The following is a 21067-nucleotide window of genomic DNA, read 5'->3' as shown; positions in this document are numbered from 1 at the left end:
GGTGGCTCGTATTATAAATAACTACTTAAAGAAGAAAGGGAGACTTTCACCTCACTACCTTCCTTCATATTCCGCAGCATAACGGTTTCTGTACTAAGTTCTTCTTCCCCAATAATAAGCACATAAGGGATGTTTTCTTTATTGGCATAATTAAGGGCACGTTTCAATTTGCGTCCTGCTAGTTCAAGTTCAACTTTTAAGGAAGTGGTAGAACGTAATTGCTGGGCAATTTGTAAGCATTGTAATTCTGTCCCGAGTGGGATGATAAATAAATCCGCTGTAGATGATATCGTTTCTTTCTGCGAGAGTACTGTATAAATAACGTCTAAACCGAATGAAATACCGACTGTTGGATAGCTCATATTATCGCCACGGAATGCCCCAATAATTTTATCGTATCGACCACCACTACCGATACTGGATGTAATCGATCCATCTTTTAGAAAAATCTCATAAACGGTACCTGTGTACATTGTAAGTCCTCGTGCTAAAAATGGATTGAATATAGCATTTTCATTTATTCCAAGGGCAATTAAATATTGCTGTAATTGTTGTAATTCGTTTACTCCTTCGGCAACGAGTGGAGTGTTGAAAGCTTCTTTAAAGTCAGCAATTGTAAGCTCTAGACAAGATAAAACGGTATTACATATCGTATCAGCCATTTCTTCAGAAATTCCGCGCTCTAATACATCTTTTCGTACACCATCAATCCCAATCTTTTCGATTTTGTCTAATGATAAAATGACGTCACTCGTTCGTTCAGTAGGGATGTTAATGGACTCGAGAATACCGTTTAACAATTTTCGGTTATTATATTGGATCGTTACTTCTAAGTTTAACGTTCGGAACAGTTCAAACGCCATGCTCATGAGTTCCGCTTCTGCCATAACTGATTCTACACCGACTATATCAACGTCACATTGAATGAACTCACGAAATCTTCCTTGTTTAATTGGTCCATCTCGAAAGACTTTTCCAATTTCATACCGTTTAAAAGGAAGGCGGATGTTCGGATTCATTGCCACGACTTTAGCGAATGGAATGGTTAAATCATAGCGTAAAGCAAGGTCACGTTTCCCTTGATCTTGAAGCGTATATATTTCCTTTAATATTTCATCGCCACCGCCGTACTTGTAAGACATAAGCTCATACATATTTAACGTTGGTGTTTCTAACGGTTTACATCCGTATCGTTCAAACGTGTCTTCACAAGCTCTTTTAATTTTATTTCGCAGTACTTGTTCCTCTGGTAAATAGTCTTTCGTTCCTTTTACATTTTTCATTTCCATTATAATCACTCCTTTTTAAATTAAAAAAAGCTATGCAGGTATAAAAATACCCACATAGCTTTATGAACGCTTCGTGGGTCAACAGGAAAAGCCCTGTACCCACGAAGAAAAATTTTTCTTCGGATACACGGCGTTACGTATGATGATGAAGTTGGAAAGAAGTATTAAAATTTCGCATGACAAATCTCTCCTTAACATAAGTTTTTCCAAATTATATCAGATGATTTTTGAATTATCAATATTTTTAGTTTTGAAACGAAATGTATTCATTTCACATTGCCTACAAGATATTTTCTGTTCGTGCCATTTTTATCGCTTCTTCCCGATTGCTAACACCTAGCTTTGAATAGAGATTTGAGCAGTAATTACGGATTGTTCCTTCAGATAAAAATAGTTTAGCTGCAATAGATTTATAGCGTAATCCATTGGATAGATGTTCTAAAATTTCCATTTCCCGTTTTGTAAGTCCGTATGGAAAAGTTTGTTTAGTTGATTTGATTTTCGCTAATTGCTCACGTTGAAGTTTCATTTCCTCAAAAATGCGTGTAGCAACTGATTGGTCAATCCAAGTTCCACCGTTATAAATAAGTTTCAAAGCCTCCTTCATTTCTTGTGGATGAATAGATTTCAACATGTAACCTTCAGCTCCATGCTCGAGTGCAGTTGCTGCTTGTAAGGAATCTTCAAATGTTGTCATAAGTACAATCTTCATATTAGGCCAACGTCGCTTCATTTCTAGTAAAGCCTCAATACCATTCATTTCTGGCATCTGAATGTCCATTAGTACAATGTCAGGTTGTAATTGTTCACATAATATTAATGCCTCAGATCCATCGTATGCCTTCCCAGCAACAATAAAATCAGTTTGGTTCTCTAAAATTTGCTCTAAACTATTTGTAATAAGTGCCTGATCATCAACGACCAATAAGCGAATGATGTCATGTACAGTTTTTGTTTGTAATGGAATATTACAAATAATTAATGTTCCTTGTTCAACATTAGACTGAACCGATAATGTCCCCTGAACTTGTTCAAGTCGCTCTTTCATTCCACTGAGTCCAAAGCCAAATTGAATTTCTTTCATTCCAATCCCGTTATCTTCAATTTGCAATCGAAGTTGTTGGTCGTCGAAATGTAGTTGAACGGATATGTTGCTCGCTTTACCGTGTCGAACAGCATTTGTTAACGACTCTTGAAGACAACGGTATAGGCAAAAATTCACTTTTTGCATTACAAGGGTTTCGTTTCCGATCATACGAAATGTAACGGTTGTACCTGTAGATTTCATAAATTCATCTGTTAATTGTTGCAAGAATTCACTTAATGAATTACTAAGTGGATTATGAGATAGCTCATGTAGATGCTTTCGAATATCATTTAGACTATGCTGAGCAATACTGATAAGGGAATCAATTCGTTCAAACTGTGAATCCGGTACTGATGATCTTAGTGATGTGACGCCAGCGATGAGAGAAGTAAGTGTATGACCAATTGTGTCATGTAGTTCATGTGACAGTCGATTACGTTCTTCTATTAAAGTAAGCTCTTCAATCCTATTAATATGTTGCTCTAATAGTAATTTTTGCTCTTCAATAATTCGAGATTGCTTATGATACTGAATTAATATATTAAAAGAAATACCAATAGCAAAACCGAGACTACAACTAACGATTAGTTCATATGGCGGTCGGTTGGCAATCCAAGCATTCAATAGCGGAAATGCAAATCCACAAAAAATACCGCTCCATATATAATTATTTCGATTACTACATAGTCCAATAATGATTACGACTAAAATGAAAGACCAAAGTAAATTTGGAGCTACGGATGCTAAGTAAAGATAAAAACAACCCGCAGTGATAATATCGAATGCAGGGTACCATTCTGGTTTCTTATATCGAATAATTAATGGTACAAGGTAAACGACAAAAGTGAGAGAAAGTACAATCATACTTGATGTATGAATGGATGTTGGGAACATAAAATTAGCGCTGATAATAACAATTAGCCAAAATGTTCGTATGAGCACAAATATCCAGTCATACCAAATCCATTCTTTTGTGAATGAGAACATAAATTAAGCACCTACTTGTATTTTAAAATTAATTATTAATGATTCAGATTCATCATGTAACATATCTTTGAAATCGTCAATAGAAAAACAGTCAACAAACTATGTCATATGAAGCAGTTGACAGTTTGTCACATGTTTTATATGACATAGTTGCATAAAGCGTCATAAATAAATTAAAACGTTTTGTCACTATGTGATTTAACAATATTGAAGGTAAGGTAAGGGAGTGAGGCAACAGAAAAATTTAAAATAATAGGAGCGATGCATAATGAAGTCATTTATCTTAAAAAAAGGAACAGCCCTTACTTTAACAGGAGCAATATTGGTTGGAGCGTTAGCGATACCTTCTTTTGAAAACGTACATGCGGTAAACAAAAGGACATCAATTGAACAAGTTATTGATAAAGCTGCCGATGCAAAGAATATTCCAGGAGTTATTGTTACTGTGAAAAATGGAGAGACAAGTTGGGCATATGCTTCTGGTGAAGGTAATATTGAGAGAAATCATAAAGTAGACGCTGATTCTGCTTTTAGAATTGGGAGCACAACAAAGACCTTTGTAGCTACAGTAGTATTGCAGCTTGCGGGTGAAAAGAAGTTAAGTCTTGATGATACGGTAGAGAAATGGTTGCCAGGACTTATTAAAGGGAAAGGCTATGATGGCAGCAAAATTACGATTCGCCAACTATTAAATCATACAAGCGGAATTGCTGATTACTTGACTCCAGATCTTAAAGAGAAATTAATAGAGAATCCAAGTGAGAATTATACAGCGGAACAATTAATTTCTCGTGCTTTACAATTAGAACCAGTAAAAGGATGGTCATACTCGAATACGAATATGGTTATTATTGGATTAATTATTCAGAAAGTAACAGGGGAATCATATGCTGAGCAGATACAAAAACGAATTATTAATCATCTTAGTTTAAAAGAAACAGTTCTTCCTGGAAGCTCAATGGATATTCCGAAAAAAAATGCCCGTGGCTATTTAAATACGGGAGATAAATTAGTAGATATTACTTTGTTTAATCCATCGTTTGCTAATGCTAGTGGTGAAATGATTTCGACAGGAGAAGATATGACAACGTTCTTCCGTGCCTTATTAGGTGGTAAATTACTTACACCGGAAATGCAGAAGGAGATGGTGACTCACACAGTAGATACCCCATTAGGAAAGTATGGACTTGGTATTCACGCAACAAAATTACCAGATGGTACTGAAGTATGGGGACATGGTGGTGGTATCCCTGGTTTTACTAACTTTGCTGGTGGAACGAAAGATGGTCAACATGTTATCTCGATAAATATTAATGTATTAGGCGCAGAGAAACAGATTAATAATATTTTAGCTTCGGAATTTGCGGCAAAATCAAAAAAGGAACCCACTAATAAGGAAAAGAAAAGCAAACATCGAGAAGAAGTACAAAATGTAATGGATCAAGTAGTAACGAATAAAAAAATTCCTAGTGTTATAGCTGGCGGATTAAAGGATGGAAAGCGTTGGTCGTATGCTACCGGAACAGCTAGTTACGAGATGCCACGCCCTGTAGAACCGAATTTTTCGTTCCGTATCGGAAGCATAACGAAGACATTCACTGCTTCTGTTGTACTGCAATTGGCTGAAGAGAAACAATTAAATCTTGATGATACAGTTGAAAAATGGTTGCCGGGAGTTGTGCAGGGTAACGGATATGATGGGAGTAAAATTACAATTCGTCAGTTATTAAACCATACAAGTGGGATTGCAGCATATACTGATTTAGATATGCGAGATATTACATTGCCTCAAAACCCATTTCGTTATTATAGTACCGATGAGCTCATAAGTTTAGCACTTGCAAAGCCGCCTGTATTTGCACCAGGGGAGGGCTGGGACTATTCGAACACAAATACTGTTATAGCCGGGGAAATTATTCGGAAGGTAACAGGAGATACGTATGCGGAGCAAATTAGAAAAAGATTTATTGAACCGCTCGGGTTAAAAGAAACATTCGTAATGGAAGCAAGTGCGCACATACCGGGTAAGCATGCTAATGGTTATAACATGGATAGATCAGGTCGTTTATATGATTTGACAGAAATTAATCAGTCATGGGCAAATGCAGCTGGAGATATGGTTTCAACAGTGGAAGATTTGACTACATTCTTCAGTGCACTGTTAGGTGGGAAGCTCTTAAATCAAGAACTAATGAATCAGATGTTCACAACAGTAGATTCACCTATAGGTAAGGTTGGACTGGGAGTTTATGAAGAGAAAACACCAGACGGGCAATCGTATTGGGGACATGCTGGTGGGACTTTTGGATTTGAAACAAGGGTCGGTGGACCTATTGGAGGAGAACATATTTTAGTAACTGCTATTAATGCAGTAGGTCCAGAAGTCATTACAGGCAGGGATAAAATATTTAATAAAGAATTTGGACGTTAAATGTAAAATCGGCATTGAGCCTTCCGTTTTAAGGCTCAATGCCGATTTTCTTTATGTGGTTTTGAATGTAATGGGAAATGAAACCTTTGTATGATGATGCATAAATATATCTACAAAAATGTGAAGTTATGCAGGTGAAATGGAAAAGGGTGTATAATAAAACTTAATAATATGAAATAACCTTTTAAGGAGACTGTTATGAAAAAAGATAAAACAAATGCGATGCGAATATTAGATAAAGAAAAGATCGAATATTCGATGATGTCATATGACCCAGACGATGGGAAAATTGATGGCGTATCAGTAGCTGAGAAAATTGGACGAGAAGTGAGAGAAGTATATAAAACGTTAATCGCTCAAGGAAATAGTAAAAATTATCATGTGTTTATCATTCCGGTAGATGAGGAACTAAATTTAAAAGCTGCAGCAAAAGCGGTCAGTGAAAAGAAGATTGAAATGATTCCTGTAAAAGATATTACGAAAGTGTCAGGATACATTCGCGGTGGTTGTTCACCAGTTGGGATGAAAAAGCTATTTTTAACATGCATTGATGAGAGTGCTCAATCGCTTGAAACAATCATAGTGAGCGGCGGGAAGATTGGTATACAAATTGAGCTGAATGTGGATGACTTGGCGAAAGTGACGAGAGCGCAGTTTGGTGAAATAACGAAATAATGATACATAGGGAAAGAAGTTCTAATTTTATTAAGTTTAGATAAAAATTTTAGGGTAATTAGTCCGTTTTGTCTTAGAGAGGTGTAGATTTTTTTGAATACGAAATTAATCATAGTAGAAGGGCTTCCTGGCTTTGGTAAATCCACCACTGCAAGCTTGCTTTACGATATTCTAATTGAAAAAAATATTGACGTTGAGTTATTTCTTGAAGGGAATCCAGACCACCCTGCTGATTATGATGGGGTATCTTGTTTTGATAAAAGTGAATTCGAAAGTTTGTTAGTGAATAGTGGTGATTTTAGGGAAGTAATTAGTGATAGAGTCACGAAGCGAGGAAACAATTATGTATTGCCATATAAAAAAATTAAAAATGAATACAGCTCTAATTTTCCTGAAAATTTATTAAATACCATTTTCAAAAATGATATATATGAATTATCGCTAGAGAGGAATATTGAATTAATAACTGAAAAGTGGAGGGATTTTGTTGAAATAGCCAACAACGAAAATAAAATTTATATTTTTGAATGTTGCTTCATACAAAATCCATTAACAATCGGGATGGTTAAATATGGTGAGAAAAAAGAGAAAGTTATAAGTTATATTAATGCATTAGCGAAAATCATAGAAAAATTAGATCCAGTATTGTTATATATAGAACAAGATGATTTGGAATTCTCATTCAGAAAGGTATTTAATGAAAGAGAAAAAGAATGGTCTGCTGGATTTATTGAGTATTATACAAATCAAGGGTATGGGAAAATGAAAGGCTATCACGGTTTAGACGGAACAATTAAAGTTTTAGAAGCAAGAAGAGATATTGAAAGAGAAACATTTGATATGTTAAATATAAAAAAGGCAAAAATTGATAATTCAAAGTATGAAGCTATCAAATATAAGTCAATGATAATTGAAAAATTGAAATCACTTGAATTTCTAGATTAATGTAGTGCTTTAATTGAGAAAAGATAAAATTTTTGATTTTGCAGTACTTCAAAATCTTAGCTAGATGGCTATGTATCGGTACCCACAAAAAAGAGGCAGGAACATATCAAATATGTTCCTGCCTTTAATTTTAGAGAGAGGTTTCCTAACGGTTGATTTTGTTAACGAAAGTCGACTTCAAATCCATATTTTGTGTGAAATAAAAGCATATAATAAAAGTATGAGGTGATGATGTGAAGGAGATAAACATTCATAAAATAATTGCGGATAAGAGAAAAGAAAAGGGAATTACGCAGGAAGAGTTAGCGGCGTATATTGGTATTACGAAGGCGTCTGTTTCTAAATGGGAGACGGGGCAGAGTTATCCGGATATTACATTTTTACCACTGTTAGCATCGTACTTTAACATAAGTATTGATGAACTAATCTGTTATACACCACAAATGGAGCAGGAGGATATTAAAAATTTATATCATAGACTAGCGGAAGCTTTTAGTGAAAAACCGTTTCATGAAGTAATGAAGGAGTGCAGAGAAATAATTAAAAAATATTATTCTTGTTTTCCGTTATTACTTCAAATGGGACTACTTTTTATTAATCACCATATGTTAACAGAGGATACGGATAAAAGAACTGGAATTTTAGAAGAGGCAATGTATCTCTTTAGCAGGGTGCAGGAAGAAAGTGATGATGTTTCTCTTGTGAAAGAGGCGGTATCGTTTCAAGCAACTTGCTATCTTATACTCAATAGACCGAATGAGGTGCTTCAATTACTTGGCGAAACGATACGTCCTAACGTTCCAGAGGAAGATCTAATTGCACAAGCGTATCAAATGCTTGGAAATGCTGAAAAGGCGAAGGAAATTATGCAGATTAGTATGTACCAACATTTAATACAACTTGTTGCAACAATACCGAATTATGTAGTAGTAAATGCTTCAAACTCTGAAAAGGTAGAGATAATCTTAAATAGAGCTTTCATGTTAATAGATATATATGAAATAGAAACATTACATCCCAATATGACTTTGAAAGTATACTATGCTGCTGCACAAGTATATTGTATGCAAGGAAATTTTGAAGGAGCATTAGAAATGTTGCAGAAATACGCAACAGTTTGTGCAGCTAGTTTCACAGTAAATAGCCTGCATTTACATGGCGATTCCTATTTTGATGCGATTGATGAATGGTTTGCAGAATTTCCGCTTGGCGCTAAAACGGTTAGAAATGAAGAGATTATAAAGCGGAGCATGTTACAAAGTATTGCAGAGAATCCAGTTTTCGCTCCGATGAAAGATGTAAGAGAGTACAAAAATATAATAGCGAGTTTGAAATTTAAATTAGATATAAAAGAATAGAGGGGTGACAAAATGATGGCCTTTGATGAATATGAAGTAGCGATAAATAGTGAATTTACTTTGCACGGTACGATTACTAAACCGAAAGCTGACGGGAAGTATGCTGCGGTTGTCATTATCGCTGGATCTGGAGAGATTGATCGTGATGGAATGATTGTACCGTTAAAGCTTGCGTCGAATATTTACAAAGATTTAGCACATGTAATAGCGAGGCTTGGAGTAGTAACGCTCCGCTTTGATAAGCGCGGAGTAGGAAAGAGTGAAGGGGAATTCCTGAAGACTGGAATGTGGGATTTAGTTAGTGACATAGAGGCTACGATTACCTATTTAAAAGAACAACCATTTGTTGATCCGGAAAATATCATTTTAGTTGGTCATAGTGAAGGGTGTATGTTAGCGACTGTAGTAAACGCAAGAACACCAGTTAATGGACTCATACTTCTTACAGGAGCTGCGGAATCATTAGAAGAAGCTACGAAAAGGCAAAGAGAAATTGCTTATAAAGAATTAAAAGAACAAAAGGGAATAAAGGGAAAACTAATGCGTCTTCTTAATGTGGAGAAACGTGGAGAGAAGCAGATGGAAAAAATAAAAGAGAAAATGATGAACACAGAAAAAGATACAATTAAAGTTGGTTTTAAACCGATGAACGCAAAATGGTTTAGAGAGCATTTTCAGCATAATATTTATAAAGATTTACAACAAGTAACATGTCCAGTACTAGCAGTTGCTGGTGATAAAGATATTCAGGCTGATCCTGAAAAAGCGAAGCGAATTGGTGATTATGTGAAAGGTGATTCAGAAGTACATGTAGTAAAAAATATGGATCATAGTTTGAAACGTTTTGAAGGGGAATTTAAAGTATTAGAGCTTCAAAAGAACTATAAAGAAGGGGCGAGAAAGCCACTTCATCCGATGTTGGAAGAAATAATTGTGAATTGGATAGAGGCGCATTTTATCTCACAATACGAAGGGAAAAAGACTTCCAGCTCAATATAAGGCGGAAGTGAGAAAGCTTAATTGTTTGTAAAAGCTCGATTGTTGTGGGTGGATTTAGTTTGATATTTGGAATGTAAGTTTTTTTTTCTTTATTTTTCGTTTTCGAATGGAAAATACGGTTAATTAACCTTTAAAAACGAACATTTAAAATAATTTAAATAAAATTGTTCATATTTAGATTGCATGCACACTAAAAGTTTGATATATTACCAATATAATAATTTTACACATCATCACTCGTATATACTCGGTAATATGGTCCGAGCGTTTCTACCTAGTTCCCAATGAAAGAACTGGACTACGGGTTAAAGTATTCGGCCGTGCTATTTCATGAGCGCTACCGATCTATAATTTGGCATTTGTTTTACCTTATGCTTAATTAACTTTGACTATCGTAGTTCTAGAAAGTAGAGATTCTTCTACAATTTCTAGAACTTTTTTGTTTGGACCAAAAGCATCGAGTATAGAAAACAACAAGAGAAAGAGGAGATTATTTATGAAGAACAATATGCTGAAAAAGTGTGCGGCGCTAGTAACTACTACGGTATTGTCATTCTCAATACTTGTGGGGTGTAATGGAAGTCCAAAACAAGTAGTAGAGGCAAAAAGTAATCAACAACCTATCTTAATTCAAGGACCAATGCCGATAGAGGCTGAGAAGTTTGCAAAAAGGTTAAAAAATGTGAAGGAAGAAAAGTCTGGAACTTTTACATTTTATAAAGGCACTGTCGACAATTATCCTGTAATTGTTGCGAAAACAGGTAAAGGAATGGAAAATACAGCAGCCGCTACAGCAGTGGCTATTGAAAAATATAAGCCTATAGCGATTATTAACCAAGGAACATCAGGTGGACATGATCCTAATTTAAATGTATTTGATATTGTTTTAGGAAAACAAGTCGCGAATATAGGTTCATTAAAAACAACAAATATGGATGAGAATCAAGGGATTGAACCGACAAAATGGATTTCAATGGACTTAATGGCTTCGGAAGGAAGTGCAGGAGAAGATCCAAATGCTGAGAAAATCCGATACTACGAGGGAGATAAGGATTTACTTGCAGCAGCTAATGCGGTAAAAGATAAATATACAAAAGGTAAAGTGGTGGAAGGGACTATAGGTTCAGCAGATCTTTGGAATAATGAAGTTGATAGAATTAAATGGTTCCATACAAAATACGGTACATCTGTAGAAGAAATGGAAGGTGCTGCAGCAGCGCAAATTGCAAAAGCTTATGACGTACCATTTTTAGGGATTCGAGTATTATCTAACAATAAAACAAACGGCGGCAAATACAATCCAAATACAGCGGCGGCGAATCAAGAATATGTATATGAAGTAGTTAAAAAGTATATAGATTCGATACCAAATAAATAGTAGTAGTTTTGTTCTAATATAATTACCAAAGTTTCTTTCATTCAAATAGATTGGTGCCTTACATGGTATCCAATCTATTTTTGTACTTATTCTTCAGAGGAAGAAGGGTTTTACACCAAAAAATAAAGACAATTATAGAAAAAGGAAAAGTCAAACTATCATCTTAATTTTTATTCGAAATTTTTTTTGAACGATTTATCAAATATGCAGGATTGCATAAAAAAATTGAAATTTATAAGTTAACATTAAACTACTTTTTAATTGTAAAGAATATTTTAATAATCTTTACTAGGGAAGGATATTCCTTGAGAAGTAGATAAATCAAAAGTGTGGAAATAATACAGGCTCAATAGAGTTTTGTATTAAATAAAAAGAAAAGGATGGGTATGGCTTTCTAAAAGTTTTTTTGGGGGGAGAAAGCACTTATTAGTTAATAGCTTCAAATTATATTTTAAAGGGGAAATGGGTATATGAAGTTTCGAAATACAAAGCTTGCTATGGTTACACTATCTTCATTTTTTATTTTAGGTACTGCATCTCTATCATTCACAGATATCATACACGGTGAAGTAGCTTCTGCATCACCACAAGAGATGATTGTAAAAAGCTATGACGATACATATTATAATAATGCAATAGGAAAAACGGGTTTAGAATTAAAGAAGGAACTTCATAATGTTATTGATGATCATACAAAGTTATCATACAGTGCGGTTTGGGAAGCACTAAGAGATACTGATGAAGATCCAAATAATAAAAACAATGTGATACTCTTATATACTGGGCGTTCGCAAGGGAAACTTACGAATGGTTCAGGAGTTGATAATTGGAACCGAGAGCATGTTTGGGCAAAATCTCACGGTGATTTTGGAACGACTGCAGGAGCTGGAACAGATTTGCATCATTTAAGAGCGACGGATGTATCTGTAAATAGTTCACGTGGAAATCTGGATTTTGATAATGGTGGTGTGAATCATTCAGAAGCGACAGAATGTAAATACGATAGTGATTCTTGGGAACCTCGTGATAGTGTAAAAGGAGATATCGCTAGGATGCTATTTTACATGGCTGTTCGTTATGAAGGAGACAACGGCGAAATAGACTTAGAATTAAATGAAAAGGTGAATAACAATAAAGATCCATACATGGGCAAATTATCCGTTTTACTAAAATGGAATGAACAAGACCCGGTAGATGATTTAGAGCGAAAGCGTAATGAAGTGATTTTTACGAAATATCAACATAATCGTAATCCATTTATTGATCATCCGGAATGGGTAAATAAAATTTGGAACTAAAATACTTAAAGGTATTTTACTTTGAGAGAAGGGATTGATCACTATGGTCAATCCCTGTTTATATCTATACTAGAATAAGTGATTTTTATAGGATTGGAGAATAGAATAGATATTTTATCAAGTTAAGTATAATATGAGTCTTTTAATACGGTCCCCACTCAATATTCACGCCAATAATAAGAAAAATAAGTCCGATGATAAACCAAATGAATGCAAGTGGTGCCATAAATCGGATCCATTTTCCGTAAGAAATGCCGCTCGCTGCGAGAACGCCCATTAAAACACCGGAAGTTGGATTGAGGCAGTTTACTACACCTTCTCCAAGCATAACAGCTTGTACTGTAACTTGGCGTGTAATATGCATGAAATCAGCTAATGGAGCTAATATCGGGATGAAAATAACAGATTCACCTGTTCCGGATGAAATGAGGAAATGTAATGCGGCACTACTTACATACATACCGATAACGCCAAATACAGGGCTATGTCCTTCGAGAGACTGTGCGAGCTGATTCACAATTGTATCAAGTAATTTACCTTGTTCTAGAATGACTGAAATACAACGAGCCATTCCGACGATCAAAGCACCGTAAATGAGATTTTGGCAGCCTGCTAGAAAAGTAGAAGCAATATCGTTTGCTTTCATGCCACCTATTATTCCCGCTGTAATTGCGATGAAAATAAAAGTAGCGGTCATTTCTGCATCTGTCCAATGTAGACGGAAAGCGCCTATTAAAAATACAATTAAGGATAAAGCTGAAACGAGTAAAATTAATTTGTGACGTATTGTCCAAGGAACTTCAGTTTTCTCTATTTCTTTCTCACTTGAAAGAGCATTACTTGGAAACCAGTTATCTCCGAGTATGCTTCCTTTATTCGATTTTTTTAAACGTTTTATATACCAATTAATATATAAAATGGTGACAATTAAAAAAGAGATATAGATTGCCGTACGTAAACCAATCCCTGAAAACATCGGAAGTTCTGCGATTTTTTGTGAAATACCTAAAGGTGAGGGAGATAATATAGTAGCATTAAAACCAGCATAGGTGCCTAAGTAAATAATTGCTACACCGACGATAGCGTCCCATTTTAATGAGCGTGCAACGATGATGCCGATTGGGATAAAGCCGATAACTGAGTTAACGATAATGCCAGTCGTTCCGAGAATAGAAAAGAGTGCAGCGACAATGCAAATGAAAAGTAATTGCTGATTACGAAATTTATTAATAACATGATAGATTAACCCGTCAAGAGCACCTGTTTTTTCAAGAATGGCAATAGCCCCGCCCGTAAATAAAATTAAAAAGATAATCGGAGCAGCAAGCGTCATTCCTTTTTCAATAGCAGTAAAAAAAGAAACAAACCCTACCGGCGATTGTGGAACAGAATGATAACTTCCTGGTATTGTCGTCGTAACAGTACCGTTTGTAACTCTTTTAAACTCTCCAGCAGGAACGAAATATGTAGCTATTGCACAAAGTAAGGCAATAAAAAATAGTAGTACGTACGCGTCAGGCATTTTAAACTTTCGTTTATTCGGCTGTTTTTTTGTCTCAGTCTGTAATTGCATAAAAACCCTCCTTTTTTCACTTGGTTAATTTTTAATATTCTGAAATTTATCTGTGAAATAGATTATAATAAAGGTGGCTTCTTAAGGCAATAGTTTTTCTGTCCTTTTCTTACGCATACAAATTCTTGCAACATGAGACAGGGAAACGAAAAGTATCAAAGAATATGTTATATAGAAAGAATAAGGAAAAGAGGGAAAAAGATGTGGAAAACTACGGATCTATGTGATGAGTTTGAAAATGAATTACAAATATGTCGCCAATCTTTTCGGTCTTTTGGGAAGAAAGAACAATTCTACGGGAAAATTGCAACGGTGAAAGTGAAGGATGATAATGTACTAGTGAAGGAAGGATTACAAACATTACCAGAAGGAACGGTATTAGTTGTTGATGGGGGAGCGTCTACGAATTGTGCGTTACTTGGTGATAATTTGGCAGCTATTGCAGAGGAAAGAAAGCTGGCAGGAATTATTGTGAATGGATATGTTCGTGATTCTAGTGAACTAAAGAATATTAATATTGGTATTTTAGCGTTAGGAACGATGCCAAATAGAAGTGTAAAAGAAGGAAAAGGCGAGAAGAATATTTCATTGCAATTTGGACAAGTACAATGGAAGCCGAATGAATATGTGTATGCGGATGAAGATGGCGTTATTATTAGTGAAAAGAGTTTGCATCGTTAAAGGCTAGTAAGTTACTATTCTTAGAAAATAAATCCGATAAAGCATGGACAAAATTCTTTGTCAATAGTAAAATAATACAGAAATTTAAAATTAACAGAATGTATAGGTTTATCGTTTTACGATAACTGAAATGGAAGTAAGTAGTGCCTAGAAAAGTGAATGTTATCACAATGATACGTTCATAAACAAAATTATTTTTCCTATACAAATATAGCCGCGAATGATGCGGGTCGGAGGTGTTGCGCAGTTTGTTCGACACTTACAAAAAAAGAGTGTCAATTGCACGCCCTTGAAGGGCCTTTTTTTGTGTAAATAGTAGTAAGGGAGGAAATTTTGGGATGGCAATGTTGAAAAAATGGCTGCTTACGTCGTTAATGGCAGTTACACTTGTATTTGTTTCTTTTGCGAATACAGTACATATTACGTTTGCTGAAGGAAATACAGCAAAACTTGCAATTATTGGGGAATCACAAAAGGGAATTATGTTATGTCCGAAAGAAGAGCAAATTAAAGATGGGGAAACAGCTTTAAGTTTGCTGCAAAAAGTTATGGGGGACAAAGTAACAACTGAGACGATGTCGTTTGGAACGTATGTCAAAGGCGTTGACGGTTTAATGGCTGGGGACACAAGCGGCTGGTTGTATGATGTAAATGATAAATCTGCAGAAGTTGGAGCAGATAGTTATAAATTAAATGCTGGAGACGTTGTTGTCTTTCGTTTTGTTGCAGACTGGAGCAATATGAGCCAGGAAACATTGCAGCAAACATTAGATAAATTTGGTACTTGTAAAACTGTAGAAGAGCCAAAGACAGATGATCCGAAACAAGAAAAACCAGAAGAACCAAAAACGGATGATCCAAAACAAGAAAAACCAGAAGAACCAAAAACGGATGATCCAAAACAAGAAAAACCAGAAGAACCAAAAACAGATGATCCAAAACAAGAAAAACCAGAAGAACCAAAAACAAATGATGAAAAGGTAGAACAACCAAAGCAAGAGAACATTCAAGTTCCAGTAGCGCAAGTAAATGACGCAATCTCTAAGACATCTGAAAAGATGTTACAAGATGGAATTGAAAGTGATTGGGTAGCTTTAGGCCTTTCTCGTTCTGGAAAGAATGTTCCAATTGAGGCGAAATTAAATTATGTAAAGTCAGTAACCGAAAAAGTAGAAAAGCGCATTAACCGTTTTTCAGCGACAGATTTAGCTAGAACGATTATTATGATGAATGCAATGCATGCAGACCCTAAAAAGGTAGGAGAACATAATTTAGTTCAAAAATTGTATGAATCAGATAAAGTGAATTCTGTTACAGGTTATACATTTGCTTTACTTGCATTTGATACGAAGAAATATGAAGTTCCAGTGAATTCAAAATGGAATCGAGTTGCTTTAGTAGATGCACTTCTAAACGCGCAACATACAGATGGCGGCTGGACTTACGATAGCGCAAGCAGTAAAGACAGTGCTAGTAGTGTTGATGTAACAGGTATGGTTTTATCAGCGTTAGCTCCTTATCAAGATCGACCAGATGTGAAGCCAGCTGTAGAAAAAGCTGTTGCCTATTTATATAAAGAACAGTTAGACAATGGTGGTTTTTCTGCTGATGGACAAGAAAATTCTAATAGTGTTGCGCAAGCAATTATTGGATTATCACTTGTGAAAGATGTAGATCAAAATCGTCTACATAAGGCGATGCAAAATCTACTGTCATACCAACTTCCAAATGGTGAATTCAAATGGTTACCAAGTGATCAAAACGGTAGCGGAATGGCTACAGAGCAAGCATTTTTAGCACTACTTCAGTTTAAAGATCTTGGAAAATCGATTTATGACTGGTCAACTGTATCTATTCCTGAAATCGATACGAAACCAAATGTGGATTCAGAAAATGTTGTAGTAGAAAAAGAAGTTACTGAACAACCACAAGAACAAATACAAGTACAACAAGAAACGAAAGATGACAATTTAAAAGTTGTTGTCGATAACGAACCGGTTAAAAGCAAAAAATCGGGAAATGGTAGCGTGCTACCAAAAACAGGAGCATCTTCTCATAGTGCAGCTACAGAAGTAGGTATGGGTGTATTATGTATCGCTTCTGCATATGTATTATGGAGACGTAAAGCAGCTTAACAAAAATTAGGAGCAATTATTTGCTCCTAATTTTTAATATGAAAGGTGAGAGACAACATGAGTAAGATGAAGTGGTTTATTTCTTTAATGCTTTCACTTGGGCTACTTGCCGGATGTGAAGAGGCAGCTGTAAAGCCTGAGAAGAAAGTAGAACTAAAGCAAGAAGAGGTTGCAAAACAAGAAGAGAAAAAAGATGAAGCAAAACCGGAAGAAAAACCGGAGGAAAAACAAGCTGAACAAGAGCAAAATAAGCAGGAAGAACAGAAAGAGAAACAAGAGCAAAAAGTAGAAGAGAAGCCGAAAGAAGAAAAGTCGCAGGCACAACCGGAAGTAAAGAAGGAAGAAAAACCTCAGGAACAGCCTGCTACTAAGCAACCAGAACAGCAAAAAGCACAAGAAGAGAAACCACAACAACAACCGAAAGCACCAGAAGTAAAAGAAGAAGCGAAGGTTGTGAATCAGCCGAAAGAAACACCGAAGCAGGAGCAAAAAGTAGATCCGAATAAAGAGGAGAAAACGATACCGACTCCGACCGTTCCAAAGCCAGTACCACCAAAAGTAGATCCAGAACCACCAAAACCACAAGCAAAACAAGTCACTATCTCAGTAAAAGGTAATAAAGGATACTTATTAGGTGCGAAAAAAATGGATGTGCAAGAAGGTGATACTGTTTATAAAGTATTGCAGCGTACAGGATTAGATGTGGATGCAATGGGTTCTAAAGGTGATATTTATGTAAAAGGTATTAATGATTTATATGAAAAAGATGTAAATGATAATAGTGGATGGAAATATCGTGTGAACGGTTCGTTTCCAAACTATAGTGCGGGTGTAGTTACAGTGAAACCAGGAGATACAATCGAATGGGTGTATGTATACTAAACTAAGAAAGGCATTCGGTAAAGGACTATGAAAATAAGTTTTTCTTCTTTACATCCTTTTGTGAATTTTTTCTATTATATCGGGGTGATGATACTTTGTATGATGTGTCTTCATCCTCTTTTTTTAATTGGAGCGATACTTTTAATTGTTATAATAAATATAATGCAAGGGAATAGCGAAAAGATAAGAAAGATGTTACCGAGCACAATCATTTTCTTTTTTATGGTCATTTTATTTAATTCGTTATTAACGCATAGAGGTCGAACTACATTATTTTGGTTAGGTGATAGCCGTATTAAGCTTGAGGCGATTATGTTTGGAGTAGTAATGGGGTTATTACTAGTGGCGATTCTATTTACGTTTGCTTCGTATAATGATATTATTTCAAGTCATAAATTTTTATATTTGTTTTCTAGAATTTCACCGAAAGTAGCATTGTTAACGATGATTACGGTGAGGTTTGTTCCTTTATTTATGAGGCGATTACAGAAAATAACACTCGTCCAAAAGACAAAAGGTGTACAAGTAGATGCAGGTTCAATTGTAGAGCGGGTGAAAAATGGTATGCAATTGTTGCAAGTATTATTAATTTGTTCGTTAGAAGATGCGCTGCAAACAGCAGATTCTATGCAAGCTCGTGGATTTGGTGTAACGAAGCGTACGACATATATTCGGTATAGAATGGAAAGACGAGATTGGTATACGCTCAGTTATTTAAGTATTCTACTTATCATTGCTATTATATGTAGCAATTATGGCGGAGGAAAGTTAATCATTTATCCGAAAGTTGAATCTATTCTATTTCAGCAATATGATGGAATAATGTTTGGCGTATTTACGATGTTTATTAGTCTACCAATTATAATGGAAGGAAGGGAATGGATATGGTGGCGCATGCAGAAATAAACAATTTATCATTTGTATATGCTGATGAAAACGAATATGCGTTACAGTATATTTCTCTTTCTATTCAAAAAGGAGAGTTTATTGCACTTGCCGGCGGATCAGGATCTGGGAAGACGACTTTATTAAAACATTTTAAAAAGGAATTACTTCCAATCGGTACACGCTCAGGAGAGATATTTTATGATGACGTTTTATTAGAGGAGGTACCTGATTTATTATCTGCGCAAGAGATTGGAATGGTATTTCAAAATCCAGAAAATCAGCTCGTAATGGATACGGTCATTCAAGAATTAGCATTTTCTTTAGAAAATATCGGATTACCATCACATATTATTCAAAAACGAATCGCAGAGCTTATTAGCTTCTTAGGATTTCAAGATTTATTGCACCAATCTGTTCACACGTTATCTGGCGGGCAAAAGCAGCTTGTCAATTTAGCTGCGGTATTAGTTATGCAGCCGAAATTATTATTATTGGATGAACCGACGGCGCAGTTAGATCCCATTGCTGCGAAAGAGTTTTTAGGATTGTTAAAACGAATTAACGAAGAACTTGGAATAACGATCGTTTTAAGTGAACATCGCTTAGATGAAGTGATACCACTTGCAACGCGAGTTATTTGTATGAACAACGGCCAAATCGTATATGATGGTAGTCCTAAAACGGTTGTAGCGAACATGTGGGAAGTTGAAAAGTTCCGTCCGTTTATTCCGCAAATTCCAAGATTGTTTTTAGAGTGGAATGCAAGATATATTCCATTTACAGTGCGAGAAGCACAATTGAAACTGAATCACTTTTCAGCGATATCATATGTGAATGAGCCAATAGTACAAAGTGAAAAGCGAGAAGTCATTTTAAGTGCAGAGCATATTTCGTTCCAATATGAAAAAAATAGTCCACTTATTTTACGAGACTTAACCGTATCGATTGAAAAAGGAAAATGGGCAGCTCTCGTTGGTAAAAATGGTACAGGGAAGTCTACGCTGTTAACGATTTTAGCGGGATTACAAAAAGCAAGGAGAGGGAAAGTAAAGTGGGATGGGGAAGTGATACATAAAATTGATTCGAAAGAACGATTTAAAAGGATCGGGTATGTATCGCAGCATCCGTACTATCATTTTACATTTGATACAGTGTGGGAAGAAGTGTATGAACGTGCACGTGAATTATACGGAGAACGAGGAAAAGAAATAGCAGAAAATATGCTAAAACAGTTTTGGCTGTATTCGCTTAAAGAACGCCATCCGCATGATTGTAGTGGGGGAGAGCAACAACTACTTGCGTTATGTACGGCGTTATTATCAAAGCCAACTTTATTATTACTTGATGAACCGACAAAGGGACTAGATCCGTGGAAGAAGGAAAGAGTAGGAGAGCTATTTAGGAAGTTACAACAAGAAGGTACAACTATTGTAATGGCAACGCATGATATTGAGTTTGCAGCGAAATACGTTGATCAATGTATGATGTTATTTGACGGAGCAGTCATTATGAATGATGCACCGAAAGAATTTTTTAGTGGTAACTTTTTTTATACAACATCTATCAATCGATTCATTCGAAAAGAATTGCCATATGCATTAACGTGGGAGGATGTGTACGAAGCGTGTCCAAACGATATGTTGCATTCATAATATGTATTTTTGCAGTGATAATAGGCACATTACTCTTTACTACACTTATCATGGATGGTTATTACATGTTAAGTAGTTTGTTTTTATTAGTTGTTATTATGTTACCGTTCTATATCCGCTTTGAAAGAAAGGCGTTTGTTTCACGTGAAATTGTTCTCGTTGCTGTATTAGCGGCAATTGCAGCAGTTAGCCGCGTACCATTCTCTATTTTACCAAGTGTACAACCAACTTCTTTTGTCATTATTGTTTCTGCAATCGTGTTCGGGAGTGAAGCTGGCTTTATGATTGGGGCAACGGCAGCTATCGTATCTAACATCTTTTTAGGACAAGGTCCGTGGACGCCGTGGCAAATGTTTTCATGGGGGATGATTGGTTTTATAGCTGGATTATTACGTAATACATTTTTAATGAAAAAGCTATGGGGAAGACTTCTATACGGATTATTTGTTGGATTTTTATTTGGCTGGATTATGAACTTCTGGGGGCTTCTCGGTTTTATACAGGAAGCAACGTGGGAAACAGTTGTCGCATACTATGTTGCAAGTTTTTATTTCGATTTGAGCCATGCGATTTCGAATGTTATTTTCTTACTACTATTTAGTACGTCTTGGATTACGATTCTTACAAGGTTTAAAAAGAAATATGGCATATTGGATAAGCATAACATGGCATAGAAAAGCATACTCATATAAGGTAGGGTCGCGACTTACATATTCGTTTGCCTCTTTCATGCTTCTTACATATTGTAAGGAGCATTTTTTATTGTCAAAAAATAGTCCAATATATATCCGTTACTATATAAAATTATT

Annotated in this window: 16 protein-coding genes and 1 riboswitch; of the genes, 13 read left to right on the top strand and 3 right to left on the bottom strand. The window is 35.6% G+C overall.

What is annotated here, in order from left to right:
* Positions 1-11: 11 nt before the first annotated feature.
* A complete protein-coding gene (locus tag FS742_RS08910) occupies positions 12-1289 on the bottom strand; it encodes a histidine--tRNA ligase (protein ID WP_144612019.1) in 1278 nt (425 codons plus the stop codon).
* A 280-nt stretch (positions 1290-1569) separates the two neighbouring features.
* Positions 1570-3363, bottom strand: a complete 1794-nt coding sequence (locus FS742_RS08905; RefSeq protein WP_144612018.1) for a hybrid sensor histidine kinase/response regulator transcription factor — start codon at positions 3361-3363, stop codon at positions 1570-1572.
* Between the two features lie 268 nt (positions 3364-3631).
* Here FS742_RS08905 and FS742_RS08900 point away from each other — a divergent pair, with 268 nt between their 5' ends.
* The 7 genes from FS742_RS08900 to FS742_RS08870 all read left to right on the top strand — a co-directional run bounded on the left by FS742_RS08900 (position 3632) and on the right by FS742_RS08870 (position 12447).
* Positions 3632-5794 (top strand): serine hydrolase domain-containing protein, encoded by a 2163-nt coding sequence (locus FS742_RS08900; RefSeq protein ID WP_144612017.1) that lies wholly within the window; start codon positions 3632-3634, stop codon positions 5792-5794.
* A 198-nt stretch (positions 5795-5992) separates the two neighbouring features.
* Positions 5993-6469, top strand: coding sequence for a Cys-tRNA(Pro) deacylase (gene ybaK, locus FS742_RS08895; RefSeq protein ID WP_144612016.1), 477 nt, complete (start codon positions 5993-5995; stop codon positions 6467-6469).
* A gap of 93 nt (positions 6470-6562) precedes the next feature.
* Positions 6563-7414: a P-loop NTPase family protein gene (locus FS742_RS08890; protein ID WP_144612015.1), complete on the top strand. Its 852-nt coding sequence runs from the start codon at positions 6563-6565 to the stop codon at positions 7412-7414.
* Between the two features lie 233 nt (positions 7415-7647).
* Positions 7648-8772 (top strand): helix-turn-helix domain-containing protein, encoded by a 1125-nt coding sequence (locus tag FS742_RS08885; protein ID WP_144612014.1) that lies wholly within the window; start codon positions 7648-7650, stop codon positions 8770-8772.
* A gap of 12 nt (positions 8773-8784) precedes the next feature.
* Complete coding sequence (locus tag FS742_RS08880; RefSeq protein WP_144612013.1) at positions 8785-9771, top strand: alpha/beta hydrolase family protein; 987 nt, start codon at positions 8785-8787, stop codon at positions 9769-9771.
* A gap of 217 nt (positions 9772-9988) precedes the next feature.
* Positions 9989-10092, top strand: a riboswitch (purine riboswitch).
* A gap of 175 nt (positions 10093-10267) precedes the next feature.
* Positions 10268-11149 (top strand): 5'-methylthioadenosine/S-adenosylhomocysteine nucleosidase, encoded by an 882-nt coding sequence (locus FS742_RS08875; RefSeq protein ID WP_144612012.1) that lies wholly within the window; start codon positions 10268-10270, stop codon positions 11147-11149.
* Between the two features lie 470 nt (positions 11150-11619).
* Entirely contained in the window at positions 11620-12447 is an 828-nt protein-coding gene (locus tag FS742_RS08870; protein ID WP_144612011.1) for an endonuclease I family protein, read from the top strand.
* A gap of 142 nt (positions 12448-12589) precedes the next feature.
* On the opposite strand, the gene FS742_RS08865 is transcribed toward FS742_RS08870, so the two are convergent.
* The gene (locus tag FS742_RS08865; protein WP_144612010.1) at positions 12590-14020 is read right to left on the bottom strand and encodes a YfcC family protein; all 1431 of its coding nucleotides are present in this window, start codon (positions 14018-14020) and stop codon (positions 12590-12592) included.
* Positions 14021-14221: 201 nt separating this feature from the next.
* On the opposite strand from FS742_RS08865, the gene rraA reads away from it, so the two are divergent.
* The 6 genes from rraA (at position 14222) to FS742_RS08835 (ending at position 20932) form a co-directional block, all read left to right on the top strand.
* A complete protein-coding gene (gene rraA / locus FS742_RS08860) occupies positions 14222-14701 on the top strand; it encodes a ribonuclease E activity regulator RraA (RefSeq protein ID WP_144612009.1) in 480 nt (159 codons plus the stop codon).
* 338 nt (positions 14702-15039) lie between these two features.
* Complete coding sequence (locus FS742_RS08855; RefSeq protein WP_144612008.1) at positions 15040-16836, top strand: DUF4430 domain-containing protein; 1797 nt, start codon at positions 15040-15042, stop codon at positions 16834-16836.
* 57 nt (positions 16837-16893) lie between these two features.
* Positions 16894-17718 (top strand): DUF4430 domain-containing protein, encoded by an 825-nt coding sequence (locus FS742_RS08850; protein ID WP_144612007.1) that lies wholly within the window; start codon positions 16894-16896, stop codon positions 17716-17718.
* A gap of 27 nt (positions 17719-17745) precedes the next feature.
* A complete protein-coding gene (locus FS742_RS08845) occupies positions 17746-18624 on the top strand; it encodes an energy-coupling factor transporter transmembrane component T (RefSeq protein ID WP_144612006.1) in 879 nt (292 codons plus the stop codon).
* Entirely contained in the window at positions 18597-20258 is a 1662-nt protein-coding gene (locus FS742_RS08840) for an ABC transporter ATP-binding protein (RefSeq protein WP_144612005.1), read from the top strand. Before FS742_RS08845 ends, FS742_RS08840 begins: the two co-directional genes overlap by 28 nt.
* On the top strand, positions 20231-20932 hold the full coding sequence (locus FS742_RS08835; RefSeq protein WP_144612004.1) for an ECF transporter S component: 702 nt from the start codon (positions 20231-20233) through the stop codon (positions 20930-20932). Before FS742_RS08840 ends, FS742_RS08835 begins: the two co-directional genes overlap by 28 nt.
* Positions 20933-21067: the final 135 nt, after the last annotated feature.

This window comes from Bacillus cereus (assembly GCF_007678085.1).
GTDB lineage: Bacteria > Bacillota > Bacilli > Bacillales > Bacillaceae_G > Bacillus_A > Bacillus_A cereus_BE.
The sequence above is the reverse complement of the archived record's forward strand: the minus strand, read 5'-3'. Positions and strand labels throughout refer to the sequence as shown.